The following is a 17,780-nucleotide window of genomic DNA, read 5'->3' as shown; positions in this document are numbered from 1 at the left end:
TACGGCACTAAACATGCTCTTATTAATGATTTAAATGATATGGCGTAATTTGATACACGTAGTAATTCAACCAATTACTAAACAATAAACAGCCATGACTTCGCCAATTATTGGCCGGTTCGCTATCAATACAGTCATTATCAAAGTAATTGACCGGTATTTGCGGGTCAATACCTGCGTCACAATCTCGCTGATACTCTTCTTTGAGTGTGTAAGAGTCATATTCAGGATGGCCGGTAACAAACACATGGCGTTTATCATTACTTGCTGCCAAGTAAACACCTGCTTGTGCTGAGTGTGCTAATACCGATAATTCTTCAATAGATTGATAATCCTGCAGTGGTATTTCGCCATAACGAGAATGTGGTACGTTAAAATGCTCGTCAAAGCCTCGCGTTAACTGCTCCATCGGATCTAAGGTTTTGTGCTGATATATCCCTGATAGTTTGTCATCACGCAACTGCCGCTCTAACCCATAATGAAAATACAACGCCGCATGAGCTGCCCAGCAAGAATATAGACTTGAGGTGACATTACTGTTGGCCCAGCGAAATACTTCTTCTATTTTATCCCAGTAGTTAACCTGCTGATAATCTAATTGGCCAAGCGGAGCGCCGGTAACAATAAGCCCATCATAGTGTTTGTGTTTAATATCATCGAATAATACATAAAAGGCATCCATATGAGCCTTGGGAGTATTTTTCGGTTGGTCGAGATGCAAACGCACCAAATCAATATGAATTTGCAATGGAGTATTTGATAGCATGCGCAAAATCTGGATTTCCGTTTCAATTTTATTCGGCATAAGATTGAGTACAGCCACCTGCATCGGCCGTATGTCCTGGCTGATGGCACGGGTTTCCGACATCACGAAAATATTTTCATTCGCTAGCACCGCCAGTGCGGGTAATTGATTAGGGATCTTTATTGGCATAACAACATTCTATTAACATAAACATATTCATAGTACGTGAGCATCGTAGAATGTCAACTTTAAACATCTAGACGTCTAAAGTTTATATTATAGATTCCTCTATAAAAAGAATTAAAGGTAGGGGTTTATGCTGATAAGTTAAATAAAACAACGTCTGTAGTGACCAAACTATTTAGCGATATTCTTTAACGCTACCTGTGGCTAGGAAGTATAAATCAGCTACAAGCACTCCCTAGCACCATCCATGGCACGGGAGTATAAGTACATCCATGACAAGCACTTCCTAGCACCATCCATGGCGCGGGAGTATAAGTACATCCATGTACAAAAAAGGCCACTCATTGAGTGGCCTTACAATACAAGATTAGAAACTGAGATTATTCAGCTTCAATTGTCTCTTCTTCGTCACTAACTACAGTGGATGTTAGTAATAATGCACGCAGTTTGGCGTCTAGGTCTTTTGCCATTGCCTTGTTTTCTCTTAAGAAATTACAAGCATTGGCTTTACCTTGACCGATGCGCTCACCATTACAACTGTACCAAGCACCGGCTTTTTCAACTAACTTGTGCTGTACACCTAAATCGATAAGTTCACCGATATTGTTAATGCCTTCACCGTACATGATTTGGAATTCAGCTTGCTTAAATGGTGGAGCAATTTTGTTCTTAACTACTTTAACGCGTGTTTCGTTACCAGTGATTGCATCACCATCTTTAACCGCACCTGTGCGACGAATATCTAAACGTACTGACGCGTAGAATTTCAATGCGTTACCACCTGTTGTGGTTTCTGGGTTACCAAACATAACACCAATTTTCATACGGATTTGGTTAATGAAGATCATCATGGTGTTAGATTGCTTCAAGTTACCCGTTAACTTACGCATTGCTTGCGATAGCATACGTGCTTGCAAGCCCATGTGGCTGTCACCCATGTCACCTTCAATTTCAGCTTTAGGAGTAAGCGCAGCTACCGAGTCAACAACGATAACATCAACCGCACCAGAGCGGGTTAGCATGTCACAAATCTCTAATGCTTGCTCACCTGTATCTGGTTGAGATACCAATAACTCATCAATATTTACACCAAGCTTTTCCGCGTAAATAGGGTCAAGTGCATGCTCAGCATCAACGAAGGCACACACTTTGCCATTACGTTGTGCTTCAGCGATAACTTCTAGGGTTAGTGTTGTTTTACCACTTGATTCAGGACCGTAAATTTCAATAATACGTCCCATTGGTAAACCACCTGCACCTAATGCAACGTCTAATGATAAAGAGCCAGTTGAAATGGTTTCAACGTCCATGCTGCGGTTCTCACCAAGTTTCATGATTGAACCTTTACCGAATTGGCGCTCAATTTGACCTAGCGCTGCGGCTAACGCCTTTTCTTTATTCGCGTCCATTAATGTCTCCAGAAGTTTTAATATGTATCCAGTAATTGATGACAGTATACTGTATAATCGTACAGTATCAACAGTTATTTCTAAAAATCGTTAAAAAACCGCAAAACAACCCAGTAACACACTGATTTAATTGAAAAACAAATAAAACCTTCGTTAGTTACACATGATCACTTTAATATCATATACAGTACATTACTGTAACTGATACATTATTATATACAGTAGTTTATGCAGTAAAGCTGACTCTGTTTAAAGAAATCATTTTTGCTCTTTAACACAGATTATTTTAACATCATTACATTGTAACGTTTACTCCTATATTCAAGGTTTCTAGGTAAATTTAATAAGCCTTTGCTGGCGCACACAAAATAGTTTGCTTGCCACTTATTTCACCTCGAATCCATAACAAAAAGCTAATAGATGACTGACAACCTTTTAAACAATGGCAATCATACGCCTATGATGCGCCAGTACCTGACCATTAAATCTGAGTTCCAAAATATTTTATTGTTTTATCGCATGGGCGATTTCTATGAACTATTTTACGATGACGCCAAAAAGGCGGCTGATTTATTGGATATCTCGCTAACCGCTCGCGGCAAATCAGGGGGTAATGCGATTCCGATGGCCGGTGTTCCTTACCATGCCGTAGAAGGCTATTTGGCCAAATTGGTGCAACTTGGTGAGTCAGTGGCCATTTGTGAGCAAATTGGCGATCCTGCGACCAGTAAAGGTCCAGTTGAACGCAAAGTAGTGCGCATTGTTACACCGGGTACGGTATCCGATGAAGCGTTATTAAATGACAAGCAAGATAACCTGTTAGTCAGCATATTTGAACATAAAACGGGTTTTGGTGTGGCCTACTTGGACATGAGCAGTGGCCGTTTTGTCATTGCTGAGCCAAATACAGCTGAGCAACTGCAAGCAGAGTTGCAACGACTTAATCCAGCTGAGTTGCTTTATCCTGAATCATTTAACCATGTTAGCTTAATCGATTCCATTAAAGGAACGCGTCGCCGTCCCGATTGGGAGTTTGATCTGGCAACCGCCAACAAAGTCTTAAACAAACAGTTTAGCACCAGCGAGTTAGCCGGTTTTGGCGTACAAGATTACCCACTTGGTCTGTGTGCCGCAGGTTGTTTATTACAATACGTTACCGATACGCAGCGCAGTGCCTTGCCACATATTCGTTCGATTAAAGCAGAAAGTTATGCTTCTGGTGTAATTTTAGATGCCGCTACTCGTAAAAATTTGGAACTCACCGTTAATTTATCCGGCGGTTACGAAAACACTTTAGCTTCAGTGTTAGATAAAAGTGCAAGCCCAATGGGTTCGCGCCTATTAAAGCGTTGGTTACACTTCCCTCTCAGGGATATTGATACGTTACAACAGCGCCAAGAGGCTATTGCCACCATCCTAGCCGAAGACATTAAAGACGATACCTTTGATGTGATAAAAAGCATGGGTGATATCGAACGTATTGTTTCCCGCGTGGCCTTGCGAAGCGCTCGCCCTCGTGATTTTGCACGTTTGCGTAATGCTCTTACCGCCTTACCCGAACTACATGAGTTAGCCAAACTTTGCCAGACGCCATTGATGCAAACATTAGCAGAGCAAGTTAAACCACTACCAGATACTCAACAACTACTTAGCGAAGCCATTGTTGATAACCCGCCGGTATTAATCCGTGATGGTGGTGTTATTGCCACAGGTTATAACGCTGAGCTCGATGAACTGCGCGATTTAAGCCAAGGTGCTACTGATTACTTGGCACAAATGGAGCAACGAGAGCGTGAAACCACTGGCATCAGCACGCTAAAAGTTGGCTACAACAAAGTGCATGGTTTCTATATAGAGATTTCTCGTAACCAATCACAAGATGTACCGGATCACTACATTCGGCGCCAGACATTAAAAAATAACGAGCGCTTTATTACCGAAGAGCTAAAAGCCCATGAAGAAAAGGTATTAACGGCACAAAGCCGTTATTTAGCCTTAGAAAAACGCTTATACGATGAGCTATTCGATATATTGGCTGAGCAAATTGATACCTTACAAACCTGCGCGCAAGCCATTGCCACAATCGATGTATTAAATACCTTTGCCGAACGCAGCGACACCTTAAATTATCAACAACCCGAGCTTAGCAATGAGCCTGGCATAGAAATAAATGCAGGTCGCCACCCAGTGGTTGAGCAAGTCAGTACTGAAGCCTTTATCGCTAACCCTGTCATGCTTAACAATGACCGCCGTATGTTAATTATTACCGGTCCTAATATGGGCGGTAAATCAACCTATATGCGGCAAACGGCGCTTATCACGCTGCTTGCTCACGTTGGTTGTTTTGTTCCTGCCGACAGTGCACGCATTGGTATTGTCGATCGCATATTTACCCGTATTGGTGCATCTGATGATTTGGCAAGTGGCCGCTCAACCTTTATGGTTGAGATGACTGAAACAGCTAATATACTAAACAATGCCAGCGAAAAATCATTGGTATTATTGGATGAAATCGGCCGAGGAACATCGACCTATGATGGCCTATCACTGGCTTGGGCTTGTGCAGAGTACCTCGCACTTAATTCTAAGGCATTTACGTTATTTGCCAGTCATTACTTTGAGCTGACAGAATTAGCAGAGCAAATGCCAAGCCTAGCTAATGTGCACCTTGATGCCGTTGAACACGGCGACAGCATTGTCTTTATGCATGCCGTGCAAGAGGGTGCGGCTTCAAAAAGTTTTGGCTTGCAAGTGGCTCAACTTGCTGGTGTACCTAAAGGCGTTATAGCTCGAGCAAAACAGCGCTTAGCGGAGCTTGAAAGCCAGTCAAAACCAACGATCATCAAGCCTGCCAGCGAGGTACAACAAGCCGACCTATTCGCTCCGTCACACCCTGTTGTTGACCAATTACAGGCCGTTGATGTGAATGATTTATCGCCGCGACAGGCGCTGGATTTATTATATAAACTAAAAGAATCGTTATAATACTAATGGCATCATTGTAAAGTAAAAGACCCGCATTAATGCGGGTCTTTTGTTTGTCTATATCAGACGAGGTTTATGCTTGGAACAACGATTCGATTGATAAGTTTTGTGATGACAAAATATCACGTAATCGCTTTAATGCTTCGACTTGTATTTGACGAACACGCTCACGGGTTAAGCCAATTTCATGACCAACATCTTCTAGCGTTGCTGGCTCATAGCCAAGCAAGCCAAAGCGACGGGCTAACACCTCTCGTTGCTTAGAGTTAAGCTCTCCTAACCAGTGAACAATATTTTGGCGAATATCAGAATCCTGTAAGTCTGATTCTGGGCCTTGGCTTTTTTCATCAGCAATGACATCTAACAACGCCTTATCTGACTCACCACCAAACGGGGTATCGACTGAGGTAATGCGTTCATTAAGTTTGAGCATTTTACTGACATCGGCGACAGGGACTTCAAGTTTATCGGCAATTTCTTCAGCGGTTGGCTCATGATCAAGCTGCTGCACTAACTCGCGTGCGGCACGTAGATATACGTTTAATTCTTTAACAACATGAATGGGTAAACGGATAGTGCGGGTTTGATTCATAATGGCTCGTTCAATAGTTTGACGAATCCACCATGTGGCGTAGGTTGAAAAACGAAATCCTCGTTCAGGGTCAAACTTTTCAACAGCGCGGATGAGGCCTAAGTTACCTTCTTCAATGAGATCCAATAACGGCAACCCTCGATTATTATAGCGGCGGGCGATTTTGACAACCAAGCGCAGATTACTTTCAATCATCCTCGCTCTTGATGCTTCACACCCTTTCAATGCCTTACGAGAAAAGAAAACTTCTTCTTCAGCACTTAATAAGGGAGAAAAGCCAATTTCACTCAGATAAAGCTGCGTCGCATCTAAACTTGATGGTGATTCTTCACTAGCAACCTTCTCTAGCGTATTGTCACTTGCAGTTTGCTTTTCGCTTGTAGTGACTACTTCTTTGGTTTTTTCCATCGATGTCTCCCAAACCCCCTATAACGGAGTTGTTGTTAATTGTTCACATTTGCCTCGTTCTTTTTCTTAATTACTACTTATCGCTTCGGTAAATAGCGTAAAGGATTTACCGATTTGCCCCTAAATCTAATCTCAAAATGTAGCTTTTCACGGTCTGTGCCAGTGTTACCCATTTTTGCGATTGTCGAGCCCGCTTTAACGGTTTCTTGTTCTTTTACCAGTAACTGATCGTTGTGAGCATAAGCACTCAAGTAATCATCATTGTGTTTGATAATGATCAAGTTACCGTATCCACGCAATGCATTACCAGCATATACAACCAACCCATCGGCGGCGGCTTTAACAGGTGTCCCCCGTTTACCGGCAATATCGATGCCTTGGTTGCCTTTTTCAGCAGTAGAAAATGTGGCGATAACAGGCCCCTTTACTGGCCACTTCCACGACTTCACTTGCTGCTTTAAAGATGGTACTTTCACCGCAGAGAATTTCCCACCCTTATCGCCACCATACTCCTCGGCATTGTCATTTGCAACATTTTTTTTACTTTTTACTTGGGGATTTTTTTCTTTTTTTAGATTCCCTTTAGCTACCGTTACCGTCGCTTTGTTATTGATAATTAACAATTGATTGGGGTAAATTTTATAAGGTGGTGTGATGTTATTTAGTTTTGCTAAAGTTTTTACATCACTGCCCGCACGAAAAGCAATAGAGTATAGGGTTTCCCCCTTTTGGACTTTATATGAGTCGCCAGAGATACGTTCTAACGACTCATAAATAGGTTGCTGTTGTGGACCACTTTTATTGCTCAAGTTAACCACAGGGGCTGGGCGAGTACGGTCAGCACAAGCCGAAAGTAACAACCAGCAGGCTGTTAATGCCAGTACCAAATAAGGTTGTTTGCTTGCCTTTTGTTGTTTCATAGTCTTGCTATTGATGTAACCTAAATAAGCTTGCGCGCAATTATCGAGTACTACTTAAATAGTACATAAAGCAATATGGCAAGTAACACCACTGCCCAACCGATAATATCCACACTGCCACGAATTTTGGCTTCCATTTTCGCGCCACCCGCTTTAATTAAACCTGCGACTAAATAAAAACGTAATCCTCGGCCGATGGCTGATGCCAACAAAAATGGCAAAAACATCATTTGCAGAAAACCTGCACTCAAAGTAAATACTTTATACGGAATTGGCGAAAAACCGGCGAGGAAAACAACCCAAACACCATACTCTTGGAACCAGTCCATGGCGTGTTGAAATTTATCCATATAGTTAAAATCGATAAGTAGTGGCTTAATTACAGGCTCAAATAACCAATACCCCAAAAAATAGCCTAAAATGCCGCCAAAGACGGATGCCAAAGTGGTAATAAAGGCAAAATGCCAGGCTTTATGAGGTTTTGATAGCACCATTGGTGCAAGCATGACATCGGGCGGAATAGGGAAAAATACCGATTCAGCAAATGATAACACTGCCAATACTTTAGGTGCTGCTTTATGCTGCGCCCAGTTCATAGTCCATTGATATAAAGGTGAAAATATTTTCACAGTAATGCTCCAGCAACAAGCGGTACAAAACGAACCGCTAAGACTTCTTTAACGTCAAAACGATCGCCTTGACGCTGAATTAATTTTAATACTTGGGAATTTTGTCCAACAGGGATGATTAGCTTACCGCCATCCGCTAATTGCTCGAGTAGCATTTGTGGTACTTCACTCGCAGCCGCGGTAACGATAATTGCCTTATAAGGCGCCTTGCTTGACCACCCTTTCCAGCCATCACCATGCTTCATTTGTACGTTATGTAAATCAATACTTTGTAAGCGACGTTTGGCTTGAAATTGCAAAGATTTGATTCGCTCTACGGAGTAGACCTTATCGAACAGCTGCGCCAAAATGGACGTTTGATAACCTGAGCCAGTGCCTATTTCTAGCACGCTTTCATTGCTATTGTTGGCTAATAACAGTTCGGTCATTTTAGCGACTATATACGGTTGCGAGATAGTTTGCCCTTGGCCAATAGGTAACGCTGTGTTGTCATAGGCTTTATGAGCAAGTATTTCTGGGACAAAAATATGTCGTGGACTTTTCGCAATCGCTTGCAGTACACGTTCGTCTTTGATCCCCTGGGCTTGTAATTGTCTTGCTAGCAGCTCGCCGCTTCGCGAAGATTTTCCACCAATACGTCGAGTCGCATTCATATGTCTAAATCACTAATCCATTGCTTCATGTTGGCCATACTGTTGTAGGCTGTCATATCAACCGTTAATGGTGTCACAGATGCATAGTTATTGGCAACCGCATAAAAATCGGTGCCAGGGCCAGCATCTAACTCACCACCTAGGGTGCCATACCAATAAATATCGCGCTTCCATGGGTCTTGCATTTTTTTCATGGTCTCAGCTTTATGACGATGACCAAGGCGAGTAACCTGAATCCCCTTTAATTCTGACAACGGCACGTCAGGTACATTGATATTAATAATTTGATCGTTGGCAAGCGGGTGTTGCTGTAACTTTTCGATAAACCGTGTTACAACCACTGCAGCTGTATCGTAATGTTGTTGCTCTTTACCCACAAGCGACACTGCAATAGCTGGCAACCCCATGTGACGTCCTTCCGTGGCTGCGGCAACGGTACCTGAATAAAGAACATCGTCCCCCAAGTTAGCACCATGATTGATGCCAGCGACCACTAAATCGGGCGGCGTGTCACTCAACTGGCTAATACCCAAATGGACGCAGTCGGTTGGCGTGCCGTTCACTGATACAAAACCATTTTCCAGTACTTCGGCACGCAGTGGATTCAATAACGTTAATGAATTACTAGCGCCACTGCAGTTTCGGTCAGGACCGATAACTAGAGTTTGTTCGGCAAATGCCGACAAGTGTTGGTGAAGTACTTTAATGCCAGGGGCATTAACGCCATCATCATTGCTGATCAGTATGTTCATGGTCACGTTCCTGTGCACTAATATCGTTATAATTGATAAGTTCTCTTAACACCGTGGTTGCAAAGCAGCCTGCCGGTAAGATAAAGCTCACCACTACCGTATCGTCATTAACCGTTAATGCTGGTGCTGTCATGGTTAAACGGCAAGCTCGTCGCTCTTGCTTTAAGCCAAACTTTTCAAGACCACGACAAAACTCGCTGTGTTCGCTTGCGGCTTGTGCTTCAAAGTCAGCAGCGTCAGCTTGCGTCATTAATTCACCTTTACCCCAAAGTGGTAAAGTGATGTTAATATCTTGTTCCTGCAAACGGCGTATAATCGTTTCATCAATCGTCGCTTCAGCAAATACCGAGCGAGATCCGGATAGCATAAACACATCGCCATTCATCGGCGTATCAAAGGCGCCCATATTAATGCGCTTAGCCAGCATTTGATTAAAAATATGCGACCTAGCGGCAGATAAATAAAAGCCGCGCCTGTTACGATCGTTGATACGACGCCCTGCAAACAGTTGTTTTGCACCCTCAAGGTTATTACCGTCGATACCAAAGCGCTGTTCACCGAAATAGTTGGCAACACCGCCTTCGACAATTTGTTGCCAACGAGCTTGTACTTGTTCAACGTCGCTAACGTTACGCAACGTCAAGGTAAATCGATTGCCGAGCAAAGCACCGGTCTTCAATTTTTTATTGTGGCGTTTGTACGATAGGATCTCGACGCCAGGACAGTCAAAGTCTGACAAGTCATACTCTGCTTTACCTGGAACATGGACACCAAAGTATTGTTCGGTTACCGCGTTTCTATCTTTTAATCCGGCGTAAGTAACAAAATGTGGTTTTACTTTAAAATAACGAGCAAGCTGTTTGGCAACGTAAATGGTGTTGGCGCCAGTTTTACGCACACGAATCAGTAAATGCTCGCCTTCACCGCTAGCCGTAAATGGCAGTAGCTCAATAACCTGAAAGTCTTCAGGTACAGTACGTAAGTCACCTGTTGCAGAAGGTTTCCCGTAAACATAAGCCAGTTCAGTCATTAGCCTGCTCCTCAGTGCCACTGCTTAGCAACAAGGCTACAGCGTGTACCTCAACCCCTTCTTTTCGACCAACAAAGCCAAGCTTTTCTGTTGTTGTCGCCTTAACATTAACATTATCAATATCAGTATTTAAATCGCTGGCTAATACCTGACGCATCGCCAATAAATGTGGCGCTATTTTCGGCGCTTGGGCGGCAATGGTAATATCTACATTACCGACCATATAGCCACGTTGTTGCATAAGTGACACAACGTGACGCAACAAAATACGCGAGTCAATGTTTTCATAATCACTATCAGTATCGGGGAAATGGTTACCAATATCCCCCATTGCTAATGCCCCTAAGATGGCATCGCACAGCGCATGAATCGCAACGTCGCCATCTGAATGGGCGAGGAAGCCCTGTGGATAATCGATGGCCACACCGGCAAGCATTACAGGGCCTTCACCACCAAATTTATGAACATCGTAACCATGACCTATACGCATGCTGACTCCTGCTGTTGCAAAATAAACGCGGCCAACGGTAAATCCGCTGGTCTTGTGATTTTAATGTTATCTTCTCGCCCAGACACCACATGAGCAGATTGACCAGCATATTCCATTGCCGAGGCTTCATCGGTGATATTAGCGTGCTCTTGTATGCCCCGCTCAAGAGATGATAACAATAAGCGGTGTGGAAACATTTGTGGGGTTAATGCATGCCACAAATTATCACGCTCTTCGGTAATCGCTATGTGTCCACTGGCGTTAGTTCGCTTCATGGTATCACGTACTGGGGTTGCTAAAATCGCCCCTTCTTGGTTTTGTTCACAAAACTCAATCAGTGCATCGATATCTGTATGAGTAACGCAAGGGCGTGCAGCATCATGAACCAATACCCAATCTTGCTCGCCAGCTGCTTTAAGACCAGCCAACACTGAATCAGCACGCTCTTTACCACCGATAGCGATGCTAACGTTGTCATGTTTAGCGATTGTTAAAGACGCAAAGGTGTTATCTTCGGCACTGATCACCACCACCACGTGGGCAATTTTAGGGTGTGATAGCACACGCTCCAGAGTGCGCTCGATAATGGTTTTGTTATCGATAGTAAGGTATTGTTTGGCCAGTGCTTGTTGCATACGACTGCCAATACCTGCCGCAGGCAATATCATGGTATAGCCTGCTATCATAGGTTGTTTGTTCAAGGTTATTTCTCTTGTGGGATAACACGGATGAAGGTTTCACCTTCCTTGATTAAGCCTAGCTCATTGCGAGCTCGCTCTTCAACAGCTTCTAAACCGTTACGCAAATCTTTAATATCTGCCCAGAGTAACTTATTACGATGCTGCAATTGCTTATTAATGTCTTGTTGCGCAACGACACTTTTTTGCTGTTGCCAATAATCAGGCACACTGTTTTTGCCAAACCATAGACGGTATTGCAACAAAATCAGAAAAATAGCCAATATCGCGGTTAAGATTCGCATCATATGGTCGCTGTGATAATCAATAATAACCACATTATAAAAGGCAGGTAAAACAAGTCCATAGCTAACGGCAATTTGATCGATTATTTGTGGGATTAGCCAGTAAAGCAATGTTATAAAATGATTAGATCACTAAAATATTTAGCCCACCATCAGAACAGACAATGACAACGTGCCACCATGTCGTTAATTTACGGCATTAGAGCTTAGTGGCAATGTCTTGGCCATATCTTGCCAATTGATTTGGCAAGATAACAATAACTCTCGCAAGGTTAAAGGCTGTGGTTGCGTCTGTTTCTCGCCTCGCCACTGATGGCCTGAGCAGGCAGCTATAAAGACTTTTTTATTGGGTTTGAGTAATACTAATTGTGATTGAGCGTCGATTTGTTGCGAGGTTAGCGCAAACCAGCCACTGTAATTACAGCGAATTCGTTGTCCCGCGGTATCAACCCGATCAATACAATCAATAATGATCCGTTGCCTATTTTCGTGTTGTTCTAAAACTGGTACCACTAAGCCTAGGGGGAGAGGGTGTTTGCTATACCACTGCCGAATTTGTTCACTACTCTGCCCTGCCAATGGTAATTTGCTCGCCTGTTTTTCACTCCAACTGGCATTTTGCACATCGATGCTGAGCGGTGATTGACTGGCCAACATTGAACCAGCAGTGCGACGAACATAGTGAGGTAAGCTCTTTAAGCGAGCAGGTAATGCCGAACATCTTGCCGGTGTGGTATCTGCAAGTTGCTTTACTTCTCGCTCATATAAAGCGCTGCACAGTTCGGAGAACTGTGGAGAATGCGTAATGACATTACTCAGTAAATCTTGCATATAAACAAACGGCTCGAATAAGATTATGAAAATACAGGCAAAACACCACCTGATGAAATAATAGACTACACTAGCATCGTAAAAAAGCCAAAATTGTTATTTACCCTGCCCGCTATCACCTTAGCTGACAATCGAAACCATCCCCCGCCACAGCATATACAGCAGATAAAATTTTAGGTATAAAAAAACCTGCCGAAGCAGGTTTTTTTATTTTATCGCAAGGTCGTATTATTGACCTTTGATTTCACTGCGGCCATTGTATACCGCTTTGTCGCCTAAGAACTCTTCAATACGAAGTAATTGGTTGTACTTAGCAACACGATCTGAACGACATAATGAACCCGTTTTAATTTGGCCAGCAGCTGTACCTACCGCTAAGTCAGCGATAGTTGCATCTTCTGTTTCACCACTACGGTGTGAAATAACCGCGGTAAAGCCTGCATCTTTTGCCATCTTAATTGCATTTAATGTTTCAGTCAGTGAACCGATTTGGTTAAATTTAATTAAGATTGAGTTACCGATGCCTTCATCGATACCACGCTTTAAGATCTTGGTGTTGGTAACAAATAAGTCATCACCGACAAGCTGAACTTTATCGCCGATCATATCAGTTAGAACTTTCCAGCCAGCCCAGTCGCTTTCATCTAAACCATCTTCGATTGATACGATTGGGTAACGGTTAGCAAGATCGGCAAGGTAACCAGCGAAACCTTCAGAATCAAACTGCTTACCTTCACCTGCTAGATCGTATACGTCATTTTTGTAGAACTCAGATGATGCACAGTCTAACGCTAAAGTTACGTCTTCATTCATTTTGTAACCAGCGTTTGTTACCGCTGTTTCAATAAGCGCCAATGCATCTTCGTTTGATGCTAGGTTAGGGGCAAAACCACCTTCATCACCAACAGCCGTATTCAAGCCTTTCGCGCTTAGCTCTTTCTTCAACTGATGGAAGATTTCAGCGCCCATACGTAACGCTTCTTTAAAGCTTGGTGCGCCAACTGGCTGAACCATGAATTCTTGAATATCAACATTGTTGTCGGCGTGCTCACCACCATTAAGGATATTCATCATCGGTACTGGCATTGAGTATTGGCCAGGCGTACCGTTAAGATCAGCGATGTGCTCGTATAATTCAACGCCTTTATCATTCGCTGCTGCTTTTGCTACGGCTAGTGATACCGCTAGAATAGCGTTTGCACCAAAATTTTCTTTATTCTCTGTACCGTCAAGATCAATCATGATCTGGTCAATTTCAGCTTGAGCGTTAGCGTCTTTGCCAAGTAGTGCCGGAGCAATGCTATCGTTAACAGCAGCAACCGCTTTCAATACACCTTTACCTAAATAACGTGATTTGTCGCCATCGCGTAGTTCAAGCGCTTCGCGAGAACCTGTTGATGCACCAGATGGCGCACAAGCACGACCAAACGCACCTGACGCTAAGCGTACATCGGCTTCTACTGTTGGATTACCACGTGAGTCCATAACTTCACGAGCAATAACCTTAATTATTTCTGACATGTTTACCTCTAACGATTAGTTGGCTGTATTGCTAAATTATTATTATTGATATTTAAAAAGCCGCAAGTTAAGACTAACTGCGGCTTTGGGTAATTAGTTGTTTTTTGATTTTTGCGCTTCATATGCCGCAGCAATAAAGCTTTGGAATAGTGGGTGCCCATCACGCGGTGTGGAGTTAAACTCCGGATGGAACTGACCGGCAACAAACCAAGGGTGCTCAGGTATCTCGACCATCTCAACCAATTTCTTATCTGCTGATAAGCCTGAGAAAACAAGACCCGCTTCTTCTAGTTTGTCACGGTAGTTATTGTTTACTTCGTAACGATGGCGATGACGTTCAAATACACTGTCGCTACCGTAAATGTCAGCCGCTTTGGTACCTGCGACTAAATGACATAGTTGTGAACCTAAGCGCATGGTACCACCTAAGTCTGAATTCTCGTCACGTGTTTCAACATTACCCGCTTCGTCTAACCACTCTTCAATTAGACCAACCACAGGATATGGTGACTGCGGATCAAACTCGGTTGAATGAGCGTTTTCTAGACCGGCTACGTTGCGTGCGTATTCAATTAACGCAACTTGCATACCTAAACAAATACCAAAGTAAGGTACCTTGTTTTCACGTGCGTATTTCGCCGTTAAAATTTTACCTTCAACACCACGTTCACCAAAACCGCCAGGCACTAAAATAGCATCAACGCCTGCAAGCTCTTCTTCGCCTTTGGCTTCAACGTTTTGTGAATCAATGTACTTGATGTTCACGGTTAATTGGTTTTTCAAACCTGCATGTTTTAATGCTTCGTTTACCGACTTGTATGCATCTGGTAGTTCAATGTACTTACCAACCATACCAATGGTTACTTCACCTTTTGGATTGGCTTCTTGGAATAGAACTTGTTCCCACTCGCTCAAGTCAGCTTCTGGTGCTTCAATACCAAAACGCTTACATACGATGTCGTCGGTACCTTGCGACCTTAACAATGCTGGGATTTTGTAGATGCTGTCAACGTCACGCATAGCAACAACAGCTTTTTCTTCAACATTACAGAACAATGCGATTTTCGCACGTTCATTCGCAGGGATAACCCCTTCACTACGACATACTAAGATATCAGGGAAAATACCAATTGAGCGCAACTCTTTAACCGAGTGTTGCGTTGGTTTGGTTTTGATTTCACCACTTGCAGCTAAGTAAGGAACTAAGGTTAAGTGCATAAACATTGCACGCTCACGACCAAGCTCTACACCTAGTTGACGAATTGCTTCTAAGAACGGTTGCGATTCGATATCACCTACTGTGCCACCAACTTCAACCATGGCCACGTCATAACCTTCAGCGCCTTCAATAACACGACGCTTAATATCATTGGTAATGTGTGGGATAACCTGAATGGTTGCACCTAAAAACTCACCGCGACGTTCACGAGCAAGAATGTCTTGGTAAATACGACCTGTGGTGAAGTTATTTTTCTTGGTCATTTTGGTACGAATAAAGCGCTCATAGTGACCAAGGTCAAGGTCTGTTTCAGCGCCGTCATTAGTAACAAATACTTCACCATGCTGAATAGGACTCATAGTACCCGGGTCAACATTAATGTAAGGGTCTAATTTAAGCATGGTCACTTTAAGACCTCGGGCTTCCAATATAGCTGCCATCGAAGCCGCAGCAATACCTTTACCTAGGGATGAAACCACCCCACCTGTTACAAAAATATATCTCGTTGTCATGTGAAACCCGGAATTAAGGAATTAACAGAAATTGTGTGTCTATTGTGCGCTTAGGAAATTCAAATTAAGCATCACGATAGATTGCTAGCAAATAAACTGTAGCGCAGGACATGGTAAAACCAAGCCGCGTGTAAAATCACAGTTAAGTTGTTGTTATGTTTTTAGACATAAACCGTAACAAGTACAGTCTAGCAGGACGGGGCGCTATTGTAACAAATGCAAAGTTAGACAACAATAGTCGTTTGTAGCAATTTTCAACATAGGAATACCTAATCATGTGGGCGCAATCACGTTTAACACTTCCCCCTAAATCGCGCGGTTTTCATTTAATCGATAAGGAAATCTACCTACAGTTACCTGAGCTCGCTAATTATCGCGTTGGCCTGCTGCATTTGTTCTTACAACACACGTCTGCTTCGTTGAGTATAAATGAAAATGCAGATCCCACCGTACGCCTCGATTTGGAACAACATTTTAATCGCTTTGTTCCTGAAAACGCACCTTACTACCAGCACGATTATGAAGGTAGTGATGACATGCCGGCGCATATCAAGTCAACCACCATTGGTAATCAGCTAATCATTCCTATTAGTAATGGCCAACTTGCGTTAGGCACATGGCAAGGTATTTACCTATGTGAGCATCGCAACCACGGTGGTGCACGTTCTATTATAGCAACCATGCAAGGGGAATAGGGTAAACGCTGTCACTCGTCTTTTAGATAGACTGTGCGTTGCCGTGCTACAGGGCCTTTGACAAGGTGTACATTAAATGTTGATGAAAACGCAACATCACGGCATCATGCTCAGCTTGATAATTGAGTTCAACGCATAATTTTTTGACTGCTTGGCTTATATGATTTACAAAGCGCCCATAGCCAGTTTTATGGCAATCATTGTCACTAGCAACAAATACCAGCTTAATGCTGTCGACTAAATTTCTACTATCCCACTGGCTAGTGAACATTCCGTCATTTGAGGCGGGCTTATAGCCAAGATAAATTAACTCGCCCTTGGGTAGGACATAGTCCTCATTGTCACAGCGGATGATTGGTGTTTTGCCATTGGCAATTATGGCTAAATTATTCAGATTGTACTGTTTGGCGACTTTGATAAATTGATTACTGACAAACATATAAAGCGGGTTGTAAGGATCTGGCGCTGTTTCATCAATATCGCAAAATTCCAAAAGACCGCGATGAATCGGCAAATTAACCACAGCAAACGTCATGCTTTGTTTTTCTTTAGGTAATAAAAATGATTGCGCCTTGTAGCGCTCAGCAACAGGCCGAAAACCGTGAGTTTTTATTTTACGCTCGCCTTTGGCCTTGGCAAATACATCAAAGGTGAGGTGTTGGTGATCTCTAATTTTAAAGCTTCCAACACTTACACTCAGCATGCGTGAAAATTCAGTTAACAAGCGAGCAACACGGTTATGAAATTTAGGTGCATGATGACGCAGATCATCGCCCGTGGCTAAAAATAACAATTGGATTTTGTCGCTAAGTTGTTGCTCATCAAAAAATGTGGTTAAGCCAACGTGTTGTATAGGGCTATACATAAACAGTATTTGTTGCTCTGTTTCCAATACCTGCTGCTCTTCGCTATACATTACCCGTACTAATTTATGCTTGCCAATAAGACTTACATTGTCAAAGCCATGCTGGCCACACAGTTTAAAAAAGTGATGTGATAACTTGCGATAAAAATCACCAACGCTGACACCACTTTGATACTCACCAGTAATTAACTGCAAAAGCGCGTTATTGGGCTTGAACTCAGCCAATAGATATTGGTTTTCTCGGGCGTTACTCGGTACAAATACTTTATGATGTGCACTACGTTTACGCATCAAAGTCATACGGTTTGTATGTTGTAACATGATAGCTCTCCGCTACTCTATAAGCTTAAAAATTA

General features: G+C 42.9%; 17 protein-coding genes. 2 read left to right on the top strand and 15 right to left on the bottom strand.

Features of this window, described 5'->3' with window-relative positions:
* Positions 1 to 22 precede the first annotated feature (22 nt).
* Positions 23 to 934: a homoserine O-succinyltransferase gene (metA, locus tag ACAX20_RS02860; protein ID WP_371188442.1), complete on the bottom strand. Its 912-nt coding sequence runs from the start codon at positions 932 to 934 to the stop codon at positions 23 to 25.
* Between the two features lie 377 nt (positions 935 to 1,311).
* Positions 1,312 to 2,340, bottom strand: a complete 1,029-nt coding sequence (gene recA / locus ACAX20_RS02855) for a recombinase RecA (protein ID WP_371188440.1) — start codon at positions 2,338 to 2,340, stop codon at positions 1,312 to 1,314.
* Positions 2,341 to 2,760: 420 nt separating this feature from the next.
* On the opposite strand from recA, the gene mutS reads away from it, so the two are divergent.
* Positions 2,761 to 5,325, top strand: coding sequence for a DNA mismatch repair protein MutS (gene mutS / locus ACAX20_RS02850; RefSeq protein WP_371188439.1), 2,565 nt, complete (start codon positions 2,761 to 2,763; stop codon positions 5,323 to 5,325).
* Between the two features lie 73 nt (positions 5,326 to 5,398).
* Here mutS and rpoS read toward each other — a convergent pair whose 3' ends face one another.
* From rpoS to ACAX20_RS02790, 12 genes are all read right to left on the bottom strand, one after another.
* A complete protein-coding gene (rpoS, locus tag ACAX20_RS02845; RefSeq protein WP_371188437.1) occupies positions 5,399 to 6,325 on the bottom strand; it encodes an RNA polymerase sigma factor RpoS in 927 nt (308 codons plus the stop codon).
* A 77-nt stretch (positions 6,326 to 6,402) separates the two neighbouring features.
* Positions 6,403 to 7,245, bottom strand: a complete 843-nt coding sequence (locus ACAX20_RS02840; RefSeq protein WP_371188435.1) for a peptidoglycan DD-metalloendopeptidase family protein — start codon at positions 7,243 to 7,245, stop codon at positions 6,403 to 6,405.
* 50 nt (positions 7,246 to 7,295) lie between these two features.
* Entirely contained in the window at positions 7,296 to 7,874 is a 579-nt protein-coding gene (locus ACAX20_RS02835; protein ID WP_371188433.1) for a YqaA family protein, read from the bottom strand.
* Positions 7,871 to 8,527: a protein-L-isoaspartate(D-aspartate) O-methyltransferase gene (locus ACAX20_RS02830; protein WP_371188431.1), complete on the bottom strand. Its 657-nt coding sequence runs from the start codon at positions 8,525 to 8,527 to the stop codon at positions 7,871 to 7,873. The genes ACAX20_RS02835 and ACAX20_RS02830 overlap by 4 nt, the downstream gene beginning before the upstream one ends.
* Positions 8,524 to 9,279 carry a 5'/3'-nucleotidase SurE gene (surE, locus tag ACAX20_RS02825; protein ID WP_371188430.1) on the bottom strand — a complete coding sequence of 252 codons (756 nt, stop codon included), beginning with the start codon at positions 9,277 to 9,279 and terminating at the stop codon, positions 8,524 to 8,526. Before surE ends, ACAX20_RS02830 begins: the two co-directional genes overlap by 4 nt.
* Positions 9,257 to 10,309 (bottom strand): tRNA pseudouridine(13) synthase TruD, encoded by a 1,053-nt coding sequence (truD, locus tag ACAX20_RS02820; RefSeq protein WP_371188428.1) that lies wholly within the window; start codon positions 10,307 to 10,309, stop codon positions 9,257 to 9,259. The genes surE and truD overlap by 23 nt, the downstream gene beginning before the upstream one ends.
* Positions 10,302 to 10,799, bottom strand: coding sequence for a 2-C-methyl-D-erythritol 2,4-cyclodiphosphate synthase (gene ispF, locus ACAX20_RS02815; RefSeq protein ID WP_371188426.1), 498 nt, complete (start codon positions 10,797 to 10,799; stop codon positions 10,302 to 10,304). The genes truD and ispF overlap by 8 nt, the downstream gene beginning before the upstream one ends.
* Positions 10,790 to 11,500 carry a 2-C-methyl-D-erythritol 4-phosphate cytidylyltransferase gene (ispD, locus tag ACAX20_RS02810; RefSeq protein WP_371188424.1) on the bottom strand — a complete coding sequence of 237 codons (711 nt, stop codon included), beginning with the start codon at positions 11,498 to 11,500 and terminating at the stop codon, positions 10,790 to 10,792. Before ispD ends, ispF begins: the two co-directional genes overlap by 10 nt.
* Positions 11,501 to 11,502: 2 nt before the next feature.
* Positions 11,503 to 11,781 (bottom strand): cell division protein FtsB, encoded by a 279-nt coding sequence (gene ftsB / locus ACAX20_RS02805; RefSeq protein ID WP_371189560.1) that lies wholly within the window; start codon positions 11,779 to 11,781, stop codon positions 11,503 to 11,505.
* A 186-nt stretch (positions 11,782 to 11,967) separates the two neighbouring features.
* Positions 11,968 to 12,612: a hypothetical protein gene (locus ACAX20_RS02800; RefSeq protein WP_371188422.1), complete on the bottom strand. Its 645-nt coding sequence runs from the start codon at positions 12,610 to 12,612 to the stop codon at positions 11,968 to 11,970.
* Between the two features lie 228 nt (positions 12,613 to 12,840).
* A complete protein-coding gene (gene eno / locus ACAX20_RS02795) occupies positions 12,841 to 14,133 on the bottom strand; it encodes a phosphopyruvate hydratase (RefSeq protein WP_371188420.1) in 1,293 nt (430 codons plus the stop codon).
* A 93-nt stretch (positions 14,134 to 14,226) separates the two neighbouring features.
* On the bottom strand, positions 14,227 to 15,864 hold the full coding sequence (locus ACAX20_RS02790) for a CTP synthase (protein WP_371188418.1): 1,638 nt from the start codon (positions 15,862 to 15,864) through the stop codon (positions 14,227 to 14,229).
* A gap of 275 nt (positions 15,865 to 16,139) precedes the next feature.
* Between ACAX20_RS02790 and ACAX20_RS02785 the strand changes: the two genes are divergently transcribed.
* Positions 16,140 to 16,559 (top strand): secondary thiamine-phosphate synthase enzyme YjbQ, encoded by a 420-nt coding sequence (locus tag ACAX20_RS02785; protein WP_371188416.1) that lies wholly within the window; start codon positions 16,140 to 16,142, stop codon positions 16,557 to 16,559.
* 46 nt (positions 16,560 to 16,605) lie between these two features.
* On the opposite strand, the gene ACAX20_RS02780 is transcribed toward ACAX20_RS02785, so the two are convergent.
* Positions 16,606 to 17,745 carry a DUF3083 family protein gene (locus ACAX20_RS02780; RefSeq protein WP_371188414.1) on the bottom strand — a complete coding sequence of 380 codons (1,140 nt, stop codon included), beginning with the start codon at positions 17,743 to 17,745 and terminating at the stop codon, positions 16,606 to 16,608.
* Positions 17,746 to 17,780: the final 35 nt, after the last annotated feature.

It is taken from the genome of Thalassotalea sp. Sam97 (assembly GCF_041379765.1).
In the GTDB taxonomy this organism is placed as follows: domain Bacteria; phylum Pseudomonadota; class Gammaproteobacteria; order Enterobacterales; family Alteromonadaceae; genus Thalassotalea_A; species Thalassotalea_A maritima.
This window is presented reverse-complemented; position numbering and strand designations above follow the sequence as displayed.

What these genes read in the sequence shown, in the direction of transcription:
- truD (WP_371188428.1), bottom strand. Translation starts at nt 10,309, where the DNA reads ATGACTGAACTGGCTTATGTTTACGGGAAACCTTCTGCAACAGGTGAC.
- ispF (WP_371188426.1), bottom strand. Translation starts at nt 10,799, where the DNA reads ATGCGTATAGGTCATGGTTACGATGTTCATAAATTTGGTGGTGAAGGC.
- mutS (WP_371188439.1), top strand. Translation starts at nt 2,761, where the DNA reads ATGACTGACAACCTTTTAAACAATGGCAATCATACGCCTATGATGCGC.
- ftsB (WP_371189560.1), bottom strand. Translation starts at nt 11,781, where the DNA reads ATGCGAATCTTAACCGCGATATTGGCTATTTTTCTGATTTTGTTGCAA.
- eno (WP_371188420.1), bottom strand. Translation starts at nt 14,133, where the DNA reads ATGTCAGAAATAATTAAGGTTATTGCTCGTGAAGTTATGGACTCACGT.
- recA (WP_371188440.1), bottom strand. Translation starts at nt 2,340, where the DNA reads ATGGACGCGAATAAAGAAAAGGCGTTAGCCGCAGCGCTAGGTCAAATT.
- ACAX20_RS02800 (WP_371188422.1), bottom strand. Translation starts at nt 12,612, where the DNA reads ATGCAAGATTTACTGAGTAATGTCATTACGCATTCTCCACAGTTCTCC.
- metA (WP_371188442.1), bottom strand. Translation starts at nt 934, where the DNA reads ATGCCAATAAAGATCCCTAATCAATTACCCGCACTGGCGGTGCTAGCG.
- ACAX20_RS02780 (WP_371188414.1), bottom strand. Translation starts at nt 17,745, where the DNA reads ATGTTACAACATACAAACCGTATGACTTTGATGCGTAAACGTAGTGCA.
- ACAX20_RS02830 (WP_371188431.1), bottom strand. Translation starts at nt 8,527, where the DNA reads ATGAATGCGACTCGACGTATTGGTGGAAAATCTTCGCGAAGCGGCGAG.
- ACAX20_RS02840 (WP_371188435.1), bottom strand. Translation starts at nt 7,245, where the DNA reads ATGAAACAACAAAAGGCAAGCAAACAACCTTATTTGGTACTGGCATTA.
- rpoS (WP_371188437.1), bottom strand. Translation starts at nt 6,325, where the DNA reads ATGGAAAAAACCAAAGAAGTAGTCACTACAAGCGAAAAGCAAACTGCA.
- ACAX20_RS02785 (WP_371188416.1), top strand. Translation starts at nt 16,140, where the DNA reads ATGTGGGCGCAATCACGTTTAACACTTCCCCCTAAATCGCGCGGTTTT.
- ACAX20_RS02790 (WP_371188418.1), bottom strand. Translation starts at nt 15,864, where the DNA reads ATGACAACGAGATATATTTTTGTAACAGGTGGGGTGGTTTCATCCCTA.
- surE (WP_371188430.1), bottom strand. Translation starts at nt 9,279, where the DNA reads ATGAACATACTGATCAGCAATGATGATGGCGTTAATGCCCCTGGCATT.